The sequence below is a fragment of the Streptomyces sp. SM11 genome (genome assembly GCF_002910905.1).
GTDB lineage: Bacteria > Actinomycetota > Actinomycetes > Streptomycetales > Streptomycetaceae > Streptomyces.
Genome location: NZ_NEUE01000041.1, coordinates 14,415 through 28,278, shown reverse-complemented (window position 1 = coordinate 28,278; position 13,864 = coordinate 14,415). Strand labels below are relative to the sequence as shown.

Genomic DNA, 13,864 nt, shown 5'->3' with positions numbered 1-13,864 from the left:
GGTTCCCTCACTTGTGGGGTGTTTTGGCAGGTCAGGCGAATGTATGCCGTAGAGCACCCAGATCTACGAGGGCACGAATCAGGTCCAGCGCATCGTCATGGCGCGCAACCTGCCGTAACGGCCTTCAGCGCACCGCCTCTTGTTACGGCCCCTGGTGACTCACCGGGGGCCGTACGCGTGACCTCCTACTGCGGCGGGACGGCCGCGAACACGCCCCGTGCGGCGGTTCCGTCCGGCCAGGTCCATCCGGCGACGAGACGCCACGGCGGCCCCTGCTCGGCTTCCGTCGGCCGCAGGACGCGGTGGAGCCGAACGTCGGGCCGCCCGTGGTCGTGGCCGGATCCGGTGCCGGTTCCGTGCACGGTGACCGTCGGGTCGGGGGTGTCGCTCAGGCTCTGGTGCTGTGGTGCCGCCTCGCCGCGCAGAAGAGCGCTCAACCGCGCCAGCACCACCGGGTCGTGGGCGCCGTCGTAGATCCACCGGGTGCCGAGAACCCCATGCTCGGAGGTGCCGATCAGCGCCTCGCCGGGGGCGCCCTCCAGCGCCGCATCCCGGTAGCCCAGCGGCACCAGATACGCCACCGGCTCCTGCGCGGCGGGGGCGTCCACGACGACCATGAACTCGATCCCGACCGCCCCTTCCGGATCGTCCAGACGGAACCCGCCGGCCTTGACCAGGTCCGGCGTTTCCGTGCCGCCCACGTACCAGCTCTGCTTCGGCAGCCAGCCGGTGATGAGCTCCAGCTTGGTTGGCGTCATGGTGGTGCGGTGGATGGATGCCATGCGAGCTCCCTGCCCTTGTCCTTGTGACCTCTGGCCGTCACGTTCCCGAGATGGTGGACTTCGTGCCGTGGAGACCATGACGACCCGCGTCCTTCAGGCGATCGACCGATTCCACAGCGCCCACCCGTGGGACCATAACGCTCGCTACCACCGGTGGATCATGCGGCAGCTCCCCAGGTGCTTCGACAGGGCTCTGGACATCGGATCGGGCAGCGGAGATCTGGCCCGGCTCCTGGCCGCGCGTGCCGGAACAGTGCAGGGTCTGGACGCCGACCGCGCCATCGTCGCCCGGGCCCGGGAGCTCACGGGCCCGGGTGTCCCCGTGATGTTCACCGCGGGCGACGCGCTGACGGAGACACCACCCGGTCCCTACGACGTCATCACGTGCGTGGCCGCCATCCACCACTTGCCGTTCGTCGAAGCTCTCACCCACCTTCGCCGGCACCTGGCACCGGGCGGGACCCTGGTCGTCGTGGGGGTTGCCCGCGCGAGGTCTCCCGGCGATCGCCTCCTGGGCGCCGCCGCCATCCCGCTGAACATCGCCATGGCATGGATCAAGAACAAGGGGCGCAGAGCCGCACGGCCGGATTCCATGACCGCCCCCACCCGGCCGGCGACCATGACCTTCGCCGAGATCGTCCGTGACGCCCGCCGCGTACTGCCCGGCGTCCGGCTGCGCCGACGCCTGTTCTGGCGCTACACGCTGGTCTGGCATCGGTGACCTGCCGGGCGCCGTACGCGTACGCCTAGGGTGGAGCGATGATCATCTGGCTGAACGGAACCTTCGGCGCGGGCAAGACCACCACCGCGAAGGAGGTGACCTCGCTCCTCCCGGATTCCCGGCTCTTCGACACCGAGAAGGTCGGCGAGATGCTCTGTCACGTGCTGGGAGCCCCGGAGAGGGACTTCCAGGACTTCCCGCCCTGGCGGGGCCTGGTGGTGGAGACCGCACGGCAGGTACTCGACCACGTGGACGGAACGTTGGTGGTCACGCAGACGGTCCTGGTCGAGGCGTACTGGCAGGAGATCCACGACGGTCTGACGAAGGCCGGTATCCCCGTGCACCACGTCCTCCTGCACACCGACCGGGACACCCTCGTCGGGCGCATCGAGACCGACACCGCACCGGAGAGCGCCGGGGCCCGGCAGTGGCGCCTGGACCACCTGACCGACTACGAGCGGGCCCTGCCCTGGCTCCGCCGGGATGCTCGGGTGGTCGACACCACGGGCGTCGTGCCCGCCGAGGTGGCGGAGACCGTCCTGCGAGGGGTACGCACCGGCTGACCGGCCCCGCAGGTGTGGGGGCGGGGACGCCGACGCGTCAGCGGACGACCTCGAAGACGTTCTTCTGGATGCCGTTCGCGTACGCCTCGTGCTCGACCAGCTTCAGCTTCTGCGCGTCCTTGTCCGTCGCGCTGAACAGACGCTTGCCCGCGCCGAGCAGAAGCGGGAAGACGAGCAGGTGGTAGCGGTCGATCAGGTCCGCGTCCGCGAGGTTCCGGTTCAGCTCGGTGCTGCCGTGGACGATGATCGGGCCGCCCTCGGTCTCCTTCAGGGCGGCGACCTCGTCGAGCGACCGCAGGATCGTGGTCTCGCCCCAGTCGGAGACCAGATCGCCGTCGGTCAGCTTCGTGGAGACGACGTACTTCGGCATCGCCTTGTACCCGGTGAACTCCTCCATGCCCGGCCACACCGGGCTGAACGCCTCGTAGCTGGCCCGTCCCATGAGCAGGGCCGTGGCCTCCTCCTGCTCCCGGCCCTTGAGCTCGTACGCCTCCGGCAGGAACTCCACGTCCTTGAACGTCCACCCCGAGTTCCGGTAGCCGGGCTCGCCGCCCGGGGCCTCCATGACGCCGTCGAGCGAAACGAAGGCGGTGCTGATCAGGGTGCGCATCAGATCTCCTGGCTGTGTCGTGCCGGCCCCGGCCGGTGCCCGGCGTCGCCTCTCACTCTTACGTATGTACAGACCGCGCGCTCCACGAAAACTCATCGATCCCACGCTGCTCACCGCCTCGGACCACGCTCCGGCCACGGCCGGTAGCCTCCCTCCCCATGACCGAAATCGACAGGCTGACCGCCCTCTTCAGCGCCCTGGGGGCGGATGCCGACGCCCGGGACTGGGCCGAGTCCGAGGTGGAGGAGGGGCTGCCGCAGCTCGCCCGCTACCGCCTCCTGCGGACGGTGTGGCAGGACGTCGACGCCTGGGGCACGGCCGCCCCGCAGTGGGTGGCCGCCTACCGCACCGACGGGGCGGCGGCCGACGCCGTCGGCCGGGCCCTCGCGGCCGGGCTCACCCCCGAGGACCTCGGCACGCTGGCCCGCGAGGTCGCCAGGGAGACCGCGTTCGGGGTGCTGTACGCCCTGACGGACCCGGCGGACGGGTCGCTCCCCGCCGAGGTCGAGGAGCAGTTGCCCGGCTGGCGGCTGGCGGAGCTGACCCCGGCGGGCGCACCGACCGGCCGCCATCTCGACGCCCTCCACGAGGACTTCGCCGAACTCGAACCGAAGGGAGGCGTGTCATGACCACCGCGACCACGGTGACCACCCCCTTCGACGAAGCCGAGCGACGCATCTGGTCCGGGCGGGCCGAGGCCTACGCCCGCACCTACGCCCGGCTCTGCGCCCGCCCGGCGGCGGCGCTCCTCGATGCCGCCGAGGCCGGGCCCGGCAGCCGTGTCCTGGACGTGGGCTGCGGAAGCGGGACCGTGAGTGCCGCAGCGCTCGCGCGCGGCGCGTCCGTGTACGCCACCGACACCGAACCGGGCATGGTGGACGCGACCCGCCGGGCTGTGCGGGGCGTCGCGGCGTGCATCGCCCGACTTCCCGAACTGCCTTATGCGGACGACACGTTCGACGCGGCTGTGGGCAACTTCGTGCTCAACCATGTGGGCCGCCCGCGCGTCGCACTGGCCGAGCTGCGGCGGGTCACCCGGCCCGGCGGCCGGGTAGCGGTCACCATCTGGCGGTCGCCCGGAGCCCCCGGCCAGACGTTGATCGGCCGTGCCGCACGGGTCGCCGGCCTCACCCGCCCCGACTGGCTCCCCGCACTCGCCCCCGAGGACGACTTCCCCCGTACGCGGGAAGGGCTCGCGGCCCTGTTCGACGGGGCCGGGCTCCTGGGGGCGGAGTGCTCCGAGGCCGCGTGGGAGCACCGCTGTGACGATGCAGCGAACGGTGGACGCTGGCCTGAACGAGCACCTGAACAAGGAGAACGCCAAGGTTGATGCCGAGACCCGCAACAACATGATCAAGCATTACGACTACGGCCAGAAGCAGATGTACGGCATGTTGCGCCAGATGGCCACGGAACGAGGGCTCTCGAAGGCGGAACTGGACGCGAGCCCCGGCGAGTACGAGGATCATCTCCAGCCGAAGGCCAAGGAGTGGTACTTGAACGGCATGACCGAGGCCGACAAGTTGATGGGGCAGTAGTCGATGGACAAGAAGTGGCTGCCGTTGGCGATCACGCTTGGCGCTGCCGGGGTAGCGGTGGTGACGGCGAGTGTCTGGCCTGACAACGTGGAGAAGCCGCCGCTGCCGCAGAGCCTGTGTCATGGTGCGCTCAGCCGGGAGACGGCGGAGCTGATCGACGACGGCCAGGGTGGAGAGACCAGCACGGACGAGTGGGAGAGCAAGGGCAGGACCACCGACTACGCGGTGTTCAGAGGATGCCGCGTGCTGCGCGCCAACCCGTACGACGACAACGACAACCCTCGCGGGGTCTACAAACTGGTCATCGCGGATACCCGGAGCGGCCCGTACAACAAGAAGGGCTCCATCCCTCTCGGTCCCGGGTTCACCGGCTGGGCGCTCCCCGACCAGGCCGAGGTCACGCTGCCTGCCGGCTGCCCCGTCCGTATGGGCTCGACCGCCCCGTACATCAGGGTGTGGCTCGACGTGCCCTCGCAGGATGAGGAGAACCTGGCCAGGCTGGAGGAGAGGCGGCCTGTCGACGCGGACATCGCGCTGCGCAACAACGTGACCGTGATGCGGGAAGTGGCCACCAGGCTCGTCAAGCGGTACGACTGCGCGGATTGACCGTTGCCCGACCGGCCGGACCCGCAGTGTCGTGAGCTCGTGAGGTCCGACCGGCTCCCTCGTGTCGTGAACGATCCCTTCCTCGGTGATCTCGAATGTGCCAGGAAGCGTGTCGTCCGCACGCGCGACGAACTCCCGCATGACCCGGTAGAGGTGGGCGTCACGCCGTGCGCCGTCCGGGGCGATGGTCATCGTGCCCGCTCCTCGTCGTCGGTGCCCGGGGCAAGGGGCGTCCCCTTTCAAGCTAGGCAGCCTCCCAGTACTGGGCCCTGCAGTCGCGGCAGTGGCCGGGGTGGTGGGAGCGGAAGGCCCGTTCGCAGCCCTCGCAGGTCTGGAACGGGGTGGCGGTCGTAGCCCGGCGGGGCGGTACGAGGTCGTGAGCACCGGGGAGCGGCGGCGGCAGGAGCACGGTGAGGCGGTGCCTGACGATCTTCGCCGGGTACTTGGGCGGCTGCGGGAGCTCGGTCGTCAGGGCATGGCGGATGGCATCGGGGTGCGCGTCGCGCTCCAGCCAGGCGGCCACCCCGGGGATCAGCTCCTCGACGTCCTCCTCGGAGAGCACCAGCTCTTTCGCGTGACGACGCAGGTCGGCGAGGAGCGCGGAGGAGGTCTGCCGCAGCTCCGGGGTGAGTTCGCGGGGCTGGGGGAGCGGTGGGCGCGGCGGCTTGGGCGCGGTGCGCGACGGTAGGCGGACCGGCGGGTGCGATTCTTCCGGTACGGGGGTGGGGGCGGGCGCAGGCTCAGGCACCGTAGCCGTTTCCACGGGCACCGCAGGCATCACCGCTGGCACCGGCACCGGCACCGGCATCGGTGCAGTCGCCACCGGCCTCGGCGGCACCACCGCCCCGCCCCGCAGCAACGCACCCGGCTGGTTGCAGAACACCGTACGGGTCGCCAGCCGGCCTTTCGTCAACCTCACGCGGGTCCGGTGCAGGTAGCCGTGGGCCTCCAGCTCGCGCAGGGCGGCGGCGATCCTCGTCTCGCCCTCGGGGAAGCGGGCCGTGAGCGCCTTGACGCCGACCTTGGATCCGACGGGCAGCGACTGGATGTGTACGCCGATCCCGATCGCGGTGAGCGACAACTCGGCGTGCTGGGCGAGGTGGTTGCCGACGACCGTGAACCGGCTCGTGTGCGGGATCGCTACGTGGATCACGCCGGCGGGCGGGAGAGGACCGGGAATCCCGGTCAGGGCATGGGCGAGGGCGATATCGTGCTGGGTATCCATCGGGAAGGGTCTTCTTCCTTGGTGGTCAGGTCCTCGCTCGGGATTGCCGTCCCGGCGGGGGCCGTCTCATGTCTGGGGTTGTGGTCAGCGTGAGCATATGCCTGCCAACCCGGCCAAAATCCAGCTCAGTTGGCAAAGCTCACCCGTGTGGGTGACCAGTCCCTCCCGCAGCTGACCACTGGGATCGGGTGGGGTGGGGTTGGGTAATTTCCCTGGTTCTTTAAGTATTTGATGTCGCGGTCCACCGGGTCGCGGTCGGCCACGACCCGGTGGACCCTCACCGGACCGTGACGCGCCACGACCCGGTGTGAGCAGCGATTTCGGGTGGATTTCCGGGGATCCGTCTCATGGTGCGTCCCGCCGTCCCTACGCTGCGCACCATGGCTGACGAACACGGCAGGCACAGCCCGACGGCGCATGAAGCGGGTGCGGGAGCAGTAACGGAAGCAGGGGCGGACGAGACCGTGTCCGAGCCGGATCGCGACCTGGACATCGATCCGGCCGACGATTCGAGCGCGGTCATGGCCGCCGTGGGGCGGCAGGTCAAACTCTGGCGGGAGGCGGCCGGGATGCGGGCCGCCGAGCTGGGCGTGGCGATCGGATACGGCGAGGACCTCGTCTACAAGGTCGAGGGCGGACGGCGCATCCCCAAGCCGGAGTTCCTGGACGGGACGGACAGGGCCCTGGGCGCGGGCGGCAAGATCTCCGCGATGAAGCAGGACGTGGCGGAGGCCAGGTACCCGAAGAAGGTGAAGGACCTCGCCAAGCTCGAACGGGAAGCGGTCGAGCTCGGCGCGTACGACAACCACAACGTCAACGGGCTTATCCAGACCGCAGAATATGCCCGTGCGCTCTACGAGATGCGACGGCCGGCGTTCGGACCCGACGAGGTCGAGCGTTACGTCGCGGCACGCATGGCGCGACAGGAGATCTTCCGGCGCAAGCCGTTGACCATGCTCACCTTCGTCCTGGAGGAGGTGACGATCCGGCGACCGCTCGGCGGACGTGCGGTGCTGCGCCGCCAGCTCGAACACCTGCTGGAGATCGGACAGTTGCGGAATGTCGAGATTCAGGTGATGCCGACCGACCGGGAGGACCATGCCGGGATGGGCGGACAGCTCCAGCTTCTCAAGTTCAAGGACGGGTCTGCGGTGGGACAATGGGAGAGTCAGTTGTTCAGCCGCCTGACCTTCGACCCCAAGGAGATCCGGATCCTGGAGCAACGGCTCGGTCTCGTCCGGGCCCAGGGCCTTACTCCACGGGAATCACGGACCTTCATCGAGAAAGTACTGGGAGAGACATGACGCGTAAGACCTCGGGTGGAGACGGCTCCGCCCTGGAGTGGTTCAAGAGCAGCTACAGCAGCAACGACGGCCCCGCCTGCATCGAGGTCGCCGCTGCCCGCAGCACCGTGCACGTCCGTGACTCGAAGGATCTGGCCGGGCCGCAGCTCGGCTTCAACTCCGCCGCCTGGGCGGACTTCGTCCCGTACGCCTCCGGCAGCTGAGGCCCACGCACCACCACCCCCACGCACCACCACCACCACCCCCACCCCGCACGAGCCGAGCGCGCTCAGCGGCCCCGACGGGCGGCGGAGCGCGCTCGTCGGTGTGGTCGCCGGCGGCGTCAGATCCGCACGGCAGGAGCCCTTTGTGGCGGAAACCCTGACACCGGCAGCCTCCTTCGGCACACTGAGTGCATGGACGATCACCCGGGGCAGTCGCCGGACCATCTCACCATCAACGTCACCCACCGCGACGACCCGGTCTTCGAGGTCACCGAGGCGGACGCGTTCGCCTCGGTCCGCAAGTATCCGAACATCGTGGTCCGGGGGCCGCTGTTCGGGCTTGCCGCGCAGCGGCGCGGGGAGCGGCCCCGCTGGCGGCTGCTGGGTGAACTCGACACCGGGTTCCCGCAGATGGCCCGGGACGAGCTGAACTCGCACCTCTGGTTCAAGGCCAAGGACGACACCGAGGACCGGGCCGTGCGGCGGTCGCTGCTGGAGGCCGTGGCCCGGCTGGAGACCGAACCGGTCAACGAGGTGACGGCGGACGGCGTCCGCTACCGCGTCGTGCGGGCCGACGAGTTCACCCGGATCGGCGACGGGCGCCTGGAGCCGCCCCGGGCCACCGACCCGGACGACGACAGCTGGGACCTGGACGCCCCCGACCCCTGCCGCACCAAGGGCTTCGTGGTCGATCACGCGGCCGCCGTCGGGCTGACCGAGGGGATCGACCGGGCCGGGCTGCTCCAGCTCTCCTACACGGCGGACCGCTTCCCCGGGGACGTACGGGCCGACTCGCGGCGGGCGTTGACCACCCACCCGGGGGTCGTGCTCCTCCCGACGACGTTCCGGGTGGTGGAGCGGAAGGAGTTGTCCTGGTCGATGGTGACCGGGCAGTACTCGACCCCGCAGGGCGCCCGGCGTGCCCTCGTCCACCACCTCACCCGGCCCGTGCCCCAACTGCCGGATCTGCCGGACATGCCGGAGCTGCCCGCGTGGATGAAGGTGGACGAGAAGGAGGCCGCCGTCAACGAGCGGGCCGCGAAGAAGTTCATGGCACGCCGCAGGCCCAACGAACTCATCGTGCGGGGGAAGCGGTTCGAGGTCGTCCGGGTCGAGCGCATGATGCGCATCGGGCCCGACGGGCCGGAGAAGCCGCGCCCGTCCGACGTCGACGAGTACGGCCCCTCCCAGATGCATCCCCCCATGGACGAGCACGGGAACATCACCTACGGCACGTAGAGGGCGGCCCCGGGTGACGAAAGGGCGCCGGGCAACAGCCCGGCGCCCTCAACCGCTGTTTCCGCGGGCTCAGTCGCCCTTGACCGTGACCTTCTCGTCGTTGTTGAGCTGCTCCACCAGCTGCTTCACCTTGGCCTTGTCCCAGACCAGGTTGGAGCCGACGCTGCCCGAGATCGGCATGTTCATCGACGTGCCCTCGCCGCCTGTGACGCCCTTCATCGCGAAGAACATGTTGGCCAGTGCCCAGAGCGACATGTCCTTGTCCACGATCAGCGTGTCCAGGCCCGCGCCCAGCGTCGGGTACAGCTTGAACGGGTTGATGATCGTGGACGGGGTCGCCGTCTGGCTCGCCAGTGCCGCGAGGAACTTCTGCTGGTTCTTCGTACGGTCCAGGTCGCTGCCCGCGAACGCGTAGCGGGTACGGACGAAGGCGAGGGACTGCTCGCCGTTCAGCGTCTGCTTGCCGGCCTGGAAGTCGGCGCCGGACTTCTTGTCCTTGAAGGCCTTCGGGATGTCCAGTTCGACCCCGCCGATCGCGTCCACGATCTTCGCGAAGCCGCCGAAGCCGATCTCGACGTAGTGGTCGATGCGCAGACCGGTGTTGAACTCCACGGTACGCACGAGCAGTTCGGGGCCGTCCTCGGCGTAGGCGGCGTTCAGCTTCACCTGCCGGCCGGTGCCCGGGAACATCTTCCCGGATTCGGACCCCTTGAAGGACGGGATCTCGACGTTGGAGTCGCGCGGCAGCGAGATCAGCGTCGGGCCGCTGGAGCCGTCGTGCAGGATCATCATCGAGTCGGTGCGCTTGCCCTCGGCGGAACCGGTGCGCAGCCGCTTCTTCTCCTCGGCCGACATGCCCTCACGGCTGTCGGACCCGACGATCAGGTAGTTCGTGCCGTCGCCGGACTCCGGCCGCTCGATGACCTTCGCGAGGTCGACCTCGCGCTTCAGCTTCGAGTCGGCCCAGAAGTACGTCGAGATCGAGACCGTGAGCAGCACGACCACCAGGGTCAGTGCGCCGAGCTTGATCCGGCGGCGCCAGTCCGGTGCCGGGCGGCCCTGGACGTGGCCCCCGTCACCGCCGCCGCGACGGCCGCCGCCGCCCCGGCCGTCGGATCCGCCGCCGCCCGAGCCGTAGACCTGGCCCGTGTTGTAGCCGCTGTCGTAGCCGGGGTCGGGGCTGTTGCCGTAGCCGCCGTCCTGGTAGCGGTCGTCGTACCCGCCCTGGCTCCGCGGCGGGGTCTGCGGCCTCTGCGGCGGCACCTGCGGCCTCTGCGGCGGGGCCGGGCGGCGCTGGATGTGCGGCATCGCCCGCGCACTCTCGGGCTGAGGGCTGGCGCTGCCGCGCCCGTAGCGCTCGTCGCGGTCGCCGGTCCGTCGATCGGGCCAATCGTTCATCCCGACAGTGTGCCGTTCCGGCCCACAGCTATTACAGGGTGTAAGGGAAATCGCACCAGGGCTGTTGCGAACCTGATGCATTCTGCGGGATCCCTGCCCCCGCATAAGGTGGACTGTATGACAGATCAGGCCACTGGCATAACAGATCGGGCCAACCGCCCGGAGGGTGAGATTCCGGGCAAGCCGACCGCGGCGTCCCGAACCACCCTCAGCCACATCATGACCGGCAACGACACCAACCTCCTCGGCACGGTGCACGGTGGCGTGATCATGAAACTGGTCGACGACGCCGCGGGCGCGGTGGCCGGCCGGCACTCCGGCGGGCCCGCGGTGACCGCTTCCATGGACGAGATGGTCTTCCTGGAGCCCGTCAGGGTCGGTGACCTCGTACACGTACGCGCGCAGGTCAACTGGACCGGCCGTTCCTCGATGGAGGTCGGCGTCCGCGTGATGGCCGAACGCTGGAACGAGTCGACCCCCGCCCAGCAGGTCGGCAGCGCCTATCTGGTCTTCGCCGCCGTCGACGGGGACGGCAAGCCGCGCCGCGTACCGCCGGTGATCCCCGAGACCGAGCGCGACAACCGGCGCTACCAGGAGGCGCAGATCCGGCGCACCCACCGGCTCGCCCGCCGCCGCGCGATCAAGGAACTGCGCGAGAAGCGCGCCGCCGACGGCATGGACGGCTGAGGCGAACCGTACGGTCGTCGGGGGCGGCTGAGGTACCCGTACGGTCGCCGGTTGACGGCTGAGGTACCCGTACGGCCACCGGGTGGCGGCCTGAGGCGACCCGCACGGTCACCGGGTTACGGGCACACCACCTCGTCGCCCCGCACCGTGGAGAACTCGCCCGTCTGCCGGCTCTCCGCCCTCACCCGCTGCACCTTCGTGAAGTCCGAGCCCACGGTCACCTTCATCAGCGGGCCCCGGCCCTCCACCGCCTTGAGCTCGCTCCCGGGCAGGGCGGTGGCCAGGGACTTCGCCGACCGGTCCCAGCGCGGGTCGTACTCCACGAGCGTCCGCTTCAGATCCCGCAGCTCCCCGTTGAGCGGGGCCTCGCTGGTGGTGAACCCGGTGGCCCGCAGCGCCTCGTCCACCGTCCGGCCGAGGCCGTCCTTCGGGGTCCCGTTGTAGACCTGCACCCGGACCTCCTTCGGTGCCACGTCCACGAGCGTGGCCGGCGGCTCCTTCGGGCCGGCCGCGGGCTTCGGCTTCGACGGGGCCAGCGGCTTGTCCTCGCGCAGGGCCCGGAACAGCTCCTTCGCCTTCTTCGCGTCCCACTGCACCGTCGAGCCGATGCCCTTGACCGGGAAGCTGGGATTGCCGATGGGCACGGAGGCGAATTCCGACGAGGCCGGACCGAAGTCCTTCATCGCCTTGCCCAGCGCCAGCATCTGCTCCGTACCGAAGCCTTTGTCGGCCCGGACCGAGCCGAGCGCCGAGGCGGCGACCCGCTGGAACTTCACCGGGTTCAGCAGTACCCCGCTGCCCGTCGCCTGTTTGATCAGCGCCGCCACGAACTTCTGCTGGCGCTCCATCCGGCCCAGGTCGGAGGCCACGTCCACATGGCGCGAGCGTACGTACTGGAGCGCCTGGCCGCCGTCCATCTCATGGGTGCCGGCGGGCAGGTCCAGACCGGTGTACGAGTCCTTCATCGGCCGGGCCGTGCAGATCTTCACCCCGCCGACCGCGTCCACCGTCTTCATGAAGCTGGTGAAGTCGACCTCCAGATAGTGGTCGACCTTGACCCCGGTCATGTTCTCGACGGTCCGCACGGTCAGCGTGGGCCCGCCCTCCGCGTACGCGGCGTTCAGCTTCACCGGGTGGCTCTCGTGGTGCTTGCCCGTGGTGCGGTCGGTGTGGGCGGGCATCTCGGCGTAACTGTCCCGGGGGAGGCTGACCACGCTCGCCCGCCGCCGGTCCGCCGACAGATGGACCAGCATGATCGTGTCGGTGCAGTGGCAGGGCGCGCCGCCGAGCCGGTACTTCTTCCTCTCGGCCTCGGTGATCGTGTCCCGGCCGTCCGTGCCGACGAGCAGCAGATTCGTGCCGTGGCCCCCCTGCGGGCGGTTCTTCATGTCCTTGAACGGATCGACCCGGCCGATTCCGCCCTCCAGGCTGCTCACCACGGCGTGACCGATCCCACCGGCCCCCAGCACCAGCACCGAAAGACCGGTGGCCACCCGCATGCCCCAGCGCGGCCGCTCGTCCTGCCTGCGGGCGAGGGCCGGCCGGGTGCCCCGGGGCGGACGGCGTCGCGGGGGAGTGGTGCGGGGGTGCGGCGGGCGCTGGGGCCGTTGTGGTCGTTGCGGTGTGGGCACGGGGGGAGACACCTCCGGGGTGCAAGGGAGACACCTCTGCGGTGCAAGGGGACCAATGGTGCAAGGGGACCAATCGCACGGTAGGCCCATACGATCTCCGCCCCGGCCCGCGACCCGGCGGCGCGCGCACCGGTGTCCCCCATTCGCGGTAACGTGGCGGCCGAATAACGCCGCCTCCCGGGGCGCCCGCCTCCTGCGGTGCGGCACCCCCGGCACCCCCCGGCGCCCCCGAGGACCACCCGAGGACCACATGTCTGCCGCGCAGTACCCCGCCGTCTCCGTGATCATGCCGGTGCTCAACGAGGAACGCCATCTCAGGAACTCGGTCCGGCACATCCTGGAGCAGGAGTACGCCGGTGAGATGGAGGTCGTGATCGCGCTCGGCCCCTCCGCCGACCGGACGGACGAGATCGCCGCCGAGCTCGTCGCCGAGGACCCCCGCGTCCACACCGTGCCCAACCCCACCGGCCGCACCCCCGCCGCCCTCAACGCGGCGATCAAGGCCTCCCGCCACCCCGTCGTCGTACGGGTCGACGGCCACGGCATGCTCTCGCCGAACTACATCGCCACCGCCGTCCGCCTCCTGGAGGAGACCGGCGCGCAGAACGTCGGCGGCATCATGCACGCCGAGGGCGAGAACGCCTGGGAGGACGCCGTCGCCGCCGCGATGACGTCGAAGATCGGCGTCGGCAACGCGGCCTTCCACACCGGCGGCCAGGCGGGCCCGGCCGAGACCGTCTATCTCGGCGTCTTCCGCCGCGAGGCCCTGGAGCGGGCCGAGGGCTACAACGTCGAGTTCATCCGCGCCCAGGACTGGGAGCTCAACTTCCGCATCCGCGAGGCCGGCGGGCTGATCTGGTTCTCGCCCGAGCTGAAGGTCCAGTACCGCCCGCGCCCCACGGTGAAGGCGCTCGCCAAGCAGTACAAGGACTACGGCCGCTGGCGCCACGTCGTCGCCCGCTACCACCCCGGCTCGATCAACCTCCGCTACCTGGCCCCGCCGGCCGCCGTCGTCGCGATCGCGGCGGGCCTGGTCCTGGGCGCGGCCGTCACCCCGTGGGCGCTGGCCGTCCCGGGCGGCTACGTGGCCGCGATCGTCGCCGGGTCGCTGCCCGCCGGCAAGGGGCTCCCGCTGAAGGCCCGCGCCCGGATCCCGGTGGCGCTGGCGACCATGCACATGTGCTGGGGCTTCGGCTTCCTCACCAGCCCCCGGTCGCTGGCCAAACGGGTCATCGCGAGCCGCCGCCCGGCGATGAACGGGAGCAGCGAGACCGTCTGACCGGCAGGCACGGCGAAGGGCCCCTGGAAACCGCCGGTTTCCAGGGGCCCTTCGCCGCGTACGGTCGGTCCGTCCGTC

Annotated in this window: 16 protein-coding genes; 11 read left to right on the top strand and 5 right to left on the bottom strand. The window is 70.3% G+C overall.

The genetic code is table 11. The features are described 5' to 3' along the window. Positions 1 to 185: 185 nt before the first annotated feature. Positions 186 to 782, bottom strand: a complete 597-nt coding sequence (locus B9S58_RS02560) for a 1,4-alpha-glucan branching protein (RefSeq protein WP_103530515.1) — start codon at positions 780 to 782, stop codon at positions 186 to 188. A 76-nt stretch (positions 783 to 858) separates the two neighbouring features. Here B9S58_RS02560 and B9S58_RS02555 point away from each other — a divergent pair, with 76 nt between their 5' ends. After that, positions 859 to 1,503, top strand: a complete 645-nt coding sequence (locus B9S58_RS02555; RefSeq protein ID WP_103530529.1) for a bifunctional 2-polyprenyl-6-hydroxyphenol methylase/3-demethylubiquinol 3-O-methyltransferase UbiG — start codon at positions 859 to 861, stop codon at positions 1,501 to 1,503. 38 nt (positions 1,504 to 1,541) lie between these two features. After that, on the top strand, positions 1,542 to 2,066 hold the full coding sequence (locus tag B9S58_RS02550; RefSeq protein WP_103530514.1) for an AAA family ATPase: 525 nt from the start codon (positions 1,542 to 1,544) through the stop codon (positions 2,064 to 2,066). 37 nt (positions 2,067 to 2,103) lie between these two features. Here B9S58_RS02550 and B9S58_RS02545 read toward each other — a convergent pair whose 3' ends face one another. Then, positions 2,104 to 2,676, bottom strand: a complete 573-nt coding sequence (locus B9S58_RS02545) for a dihydrofolate reductase family protein (RefSeq protein WP_103530513.1) — start codon at positions 2,674 to 2,676, stop codon at positions 2,104 to 2,106. 158 nt (positions 2,677 to 2,834) lie between these two features. On the opposite strand from B9S58_RS02545, the gene B9S58_RS02540 reads away from it, so the two are divergent. From B9S58_RS02540 to B9S58_RS02525, 4 genes are read left to right on the top strand one after another with little or no spacing between them, the layout of a single operon-like run. Continuing rightward, complete coding sequence (locus B9S58_RS02540; protein WP_103530512.1) at positions 2,835 to 3,305, top strand: hypothetical protein; 471 nt, start codon at positions 2,835 to 2,837, stop codon at positions 3,303 to 3,305. Beyond that, positions 3,302 to 4,006 (top strand): class I SAM-dependent methyltransferase, encoded by a 705-nt coding sequence (locus B9S58_RS02535; RefSeq protein ID WP_103530511.1) that lies wholly within the window; start codon positions 3,302 to 3,304, stop codon positions 4,004 to 4,006. The genes B9S58_RS02540 and B9S58_RS02535 overlap by 4 nt, the downstream gene beginning before the upstream one ends. Next, complete coding sequence (locus tag B9S58_RS02530; RefSeq protein ID WP_181009157.1) at positions 3,957 to 4,214, top strand: hypothetical protein; 258 nt, start codon at positions 3,957 to 3,959, stop codon at positions 4,212 to 4,214. Before B9S58_RS02535 ends, B9S58_RS02530 begins: the two co-directional genes overlap by 50 nt. Before the next feature lie 3 nt (positions 4,215 to 4,217). Next, positions 4,218 to 4,820 carry a hypothetical protein gene (locus B9S58_RS02525; protein WP_103530509.1) on the top strand — a complete coding sequence of 201 codons (603 nt, stop codon included), beginning with the start codon at positions 4,218 to 4,220 and terminating at the stop codon, positions 4,818 to 4,820. 244 nt (positions 4,821 to 5,064) lie between these two features. Here the strand turns inward: B9S58_RS02525 and B9S58_RS02515 are convergent, their stop codons facing one another. Further along, positions 5,065 to 6,045 carry a hypothetical protein gene (locus tag B9S58_RS02515; protein ID WP_103530508.1) on the bottom strand — a complete coding sequence of 327 codons (981 nt, stop codon included), beginning with the start codon at positions 6,043 to 6,045 and terminating at the stop codon, positions 5,065 to 5,067. Positions 6,046 to 6,425: 380 nt separating this feature from the next. Between B9S58_RS02515 and B9S58_RS02510 the strand changes: the two genes are divergently transcribed. The 3 genes from B9S58_RS02510 to B9S58_RS02500 all read left to right on the top strand — a co-directional run bounded on the left by B9S58_RS02510 (position 6,426) and on the right by B9S58_RS02500 (position 8,791). Further along, on the top strand, positions 6,426 to 7,349 hold the full coding sequence (locus B9S58_RS02510) for a helix-turn-helix domain-containing protein (RefSeq protein ID WP_374935648.1): 924 nt from the start codon (positions 6,426 to 6,428) through the stop codon (positions 7,347 to 7,349). After that, positions 7,346 to 7,552, top strand: a complete 207-nt coding sequence (locus tag B9S58_RS02505) for a DUF397 domain-containing protein (RefSeq protein ID WP_103530506.1) — start codon at positions 7,346 to 7,348, stop codon at positions 7,550 to 7,552. The genes B9S58_RS02510 and B9S58_RS02505 overlap by 4 nt, the downstream gene beginning before the upstream one ends. Positions 7,553 to 7,744: 192 nt before the next feature. Then, positions 7,745 to 8,791, top strand: a complete 1,047-nt coding sequence (locus B9S58_RS02500) for a DUF5954 family protein (RefSeq protein WP_103530505.1) — start codon at positions 7,745 to 7,747, stop codon at positions 8,789 to 8,791. A 69-nt stretch (positions 8,792 to 8,860) separates the two neighbouring features. Here the strand turns inward: B9S58_RS02500 and B9S58_RS02495 are convergent, their stop codons facing one another. Continuing rightward, positions 8,861 to 10,189 carry an LCP family protein gene (locus B9S58_RS02495; protein WP_103530504.1) on the bottom strand — a complete coding sequence of 443 codons (1,329 nt, stop codon included), beginning with the start codon at positions 10,187 to 10,189 and terminating at the stop codon, positions 8,861 to 8,863. 117 nt (positions 10,190 to 10,306) lie between these two features. On the opposite strand from B9S58_RS02495, the gene B9S58_RS02490 reads away from it, so the two are divergent. Next, complete coding sequence (locus B9S58_RS02490) at positions 10,307 to 10,876, top strand: acyl-CoA thioesterase (RefSeq protein ID WP_181009156.1); 570 nt, start codon at positions 10,307 to 10,309, stop codon at positions 10,874 to 10,876. A 116-nt stretch (positions 10,877 to 10,992) separates the two neighbouring features. On the opposite strand, the gene B9S58_RS02485 is transcribed toward B9S58_RS02490, so the two are convergent. After that, on the bottom strand, positions 10,993 to 12,375 hold the full coding sequence (locus B9S58_RS02485) for an LCP family protein (protein WP_103530503.1): 1,383 nt from the start codon (positions 12,373 to 12,375) through the stop codon (positions 10,993 to 10,995). Between the two features lie 382 nt (positions 12,376 to 12,757). On the opposite strand from B9S58_RS02485, the gene B9S58_RS02480 reads away from it, so the two are divergent. Next, positions 12,758 to 13,786, top strand: a complete 1,029-nt coding sequence (locus B9S58_RS02480; protein WP_103530502.1) for a glycosyltransferase family 2 protein — start codon at positions 12,758 to 12,760, stop codon at positions 13,784 to 13,786. Positions 13,787 to 13,864 lie beyond the last annotated feature (78 nt).

Excerpts from the sequence above, each read along its gene's own strand:
- B9S58_RS02560 (WP_103530515.1), bottom strand. The coding sequence starts at position 782 with ATGGCATCCATCCACCGCACCACCATGACGCCAACCAAGCTGGAGCTC.
- B9S58_RS02555 (WP_103530529.1), top strand. The coding sequence starts at position 859 with ATGACGACCCGCGTCCTTCAGGCGATCGACCGATTCCACAGCGCCCAC.
- B9S58_RS02550 (WP_103530514.1), top strand. The coding sequence starts at position 1,542 with ATGATCATCTGGCTGAACGGAACCTTCGGCGCGGGCAAGACCACCACC.
- B9S58_RS02545 (WP_103530513.1), bottom strand. The coding sequence starts at position 2,676 with ATGCGCACCCTGATCAGCACCGCCTTCGTTTCGCTCGACGGCGTCATG.
- B9S58_RS02540 (WP_103530512.1), top strand. The coding sequence starts at position 2,835 with ATGACCGAAATCGACAGGCTGACCGCCCTCTTCAGCGCCCTGGGGGCG.
- B9S58_RS02535 (WP_103530511.1), top strand. The coding sequence starts at position 3,302 with ATGACCACCGCGACCACGGTGACCACCCCCTTCGACGAAGCCGAGCGA.
- B9S58_RS02525 (WP_103530509.1), top strand. The coding sequence starts at position 4,218 with ATGGACAAGAAGTGGCTGCCGTTGGCGATCACGCTTGGCGCTGCCGGG.
- B9S58_RS02515 (WP_103530508.1), bottom strand. The coding sequence starts at position 6,045 with ATGGATACCCAGCACGATATCGCCCTCGCCCATGCCCTGACCGGGATT.
- B9S58_RS02510 (WP_374935648.1), top strand. The coding sequence starts at position 6,426 with ATGGCTGACGAACACGGCAGGCACAGCCCGACGGCGCATGAAGCGGGT.
- B9S58_RS02505 (WP_103530506.1), top strand. The coding sequence starts at position 7,346 with ATGACGCGTAAGACCTCGGGTGGAGACGGCTCCGCCCTGGAGTGGTTC.
- B9S58_RS02500 (WP_103530505.1), top strand. The coding sequence starts at position 7,745 with ATGGACGATCACCCGGGGCAGTCGCCGGACCATCTCACCATCAACGTC.
- B9S58_RS02495 (WP_103530504.1), bottom strand. The coding sequence starts at position 10,189 with ATGAACGATTGGCCCGATCGACGGACCGGCGACCGCGACGAGCGCTAC.
- B9S58_RS02490 (WP_181009156.1), top strand. The coding sequence starts at position 10,307 with ATGACAGATCAGGCCACTGGCATAACAGATCGGGCCAACCGCCCGGAG.
- B9S58_RS02485 (WP_103530503.1), bottom strand. The coding sequence starts at position 12,375 with ATGCGGGTGGCCACCGGTCTTTCGGTGCTGGTGCTGGGGGCCGGTGGG.
- B9S58_RS02480 (WP_103530502.1), top strand. The coding sequence starts at position 12,758 with ATGTCTGCCGCGCAGTACCCCGCCGTCTCCGTGATCATGCCGGTGCTC.